At 52.5% G+C, this 1,660-nt stretch carries 1 rRNA gene; it reads left to right on the top strand.

Annotated features, from left to right (window positions below):
- The first annotated feature begins 95 nt into the window (after window positions 1-95).
- Window positions 96-1,638 (top strand): 16S ribosomal RNA (locus tag HLM86_RS20080).
- Window positions 1,639-1,660: the final 22 nt, after the last annotated feature.

The raw sequence follows: 1,660 nt of genomic DNA, 5'->3' as shown, positions 1-1,660 counted from the left end.
CATTCTGTTGGAATGGTAATAGCTTTAAAATTGCTTGTTACTTTCGAGTAACGATAAGTTTTGAAGTCAGTATTCATTGAGCCGAACAAAATCTTAAATTGAAGAGTTTGATCATGGCTCAGATTGAACGCTGGCGGCAGGCCTAACACATGCAAGTCGAGCGGAAACGAGAAGGTGCTTGCACCTTCGGCGTCGAGCGGCGGACGGGTGAGTAATGCCTGGGAAATTGCCTTGATGTGGGGGATAACCATTGGAAACGATGGCTAATACCGCATAACGCCTACGGGCCAAAGAGGGGGACCTTCGGGCCTCTCGCGTCAAGATATGCCCAGGTGGGATTAGCTAGTTGGTGAGGTAAAGGCTCACCAAGGCGACGATCCCTAGCTGGTCTGAGAGGATGATCAGCCACACTGGAACTGAGACACGGTCCAGACTCCTACGGGAGGCAGCAGTGGGGAATATTGCACAATGGGCGCAAGCCTGATGCAGCCATGCCGCGTGTATGAAGAAGGCCTTCGGGTTGTAAAGTACTTTCAGTCGTGAGGAAGGTGGTAGTGTTAATAGCACCATCATTTGACGTTAGCGACAGAAGAAGCACCGGCTAACTCCGTGCCAGCAGCCGCGGTAATACGGAGGGTGCGAGCGTTAATCGGAATTACTGGGCGTAAAGCGCATGCAGGTGGTTCGTTAAGTCAGATGTGAAAGCCCGGGGCTCAACCTCGGAATAGCATTTGAAACTGTCGGACTAGAGTACTGTAGAGGGGGGTAGAATTTCAGGTGTAGCGGTGAAATGCGTAGAGATCTGAAGGAATACCAGTGGCGAAGGCGGCCCCCTGGACAGATACTGACACTCAGATGCGAAAGCGTGGGGAGCAAACAGGATTAGATACCCTGGTAGTCCACGCCGTAAACGATGTCTACTTGGAGGTTGTGGCCTTGAGCCGTGGCTTTCGGAGCTAACGCGTTAAGTAGACCGCCTGGGGAGTACGGTCGCAAGATTAAAACTCAAATGAATTGACGGGGGCCCGCACAAGCGGTGGAGCATGTGGTTTAATTCGATGCAACGCGAAGAACCTTACCTACTCTTGACATCCAGAGAAGCCAGCGGAGACGCAGGTGTGCCTTCGGGAGCTCTGAGACAGGTGCTGCATGGCTGTCGTCAGCTCGTGTTGTGAAATGTTGGGTTAAGTCCCGCAACGAGCGCAACCCTTATCCTTGTTTGCCAGCACGTAATGGTGGGAACTCCAGGGAGACTGCCGGTGATAAACCGGAGGAAGGTGGGGACGACGTCAAGTCATCATGGCCCTTACGAGTAGGGCTACACACGTGCTACAATGGCGCATACAGAGGGCAGCCAACTTGCAAAAGTGAGCGAATCCCAAAAAGTGCGTCGTAGTCCGGATTGGAGTCTGCAACTCGACTCCATGAAGTCGGAATCGCTAGTAATCGTGGATCAGAATGCCACGGTGAATACGTTCCCGGGCCTTGTACACACCGCCCGTCACACCATGGGAGTGGGCTGCAAAAGAAGTAGGTAGTTTAACCTTCGGGAGAACGCTTACCACTTTGTGGTTCATGACTGGGGTGAAGTCGTAACAAGGTAGCGCTAGGGGAACCTGGCGCTGGATCACCTCCTTATACGATGGACAGTTTGCTTTCA

The sequence above is a fragment of the Vibrio ostreicida genome, from assembly GCF_013074385.2.
Classification (GTDB): Bacteria; Pseudomonadota; Gammaproteobacteria; order Enterobacterales; family Vibrionaceae; genus Vibrio; species Vibrio ostreicida.
Note: the sequence above shows the minus strand (reverse complement) of the source record. Positions and strands in the feature narration are given on the sequence as shown.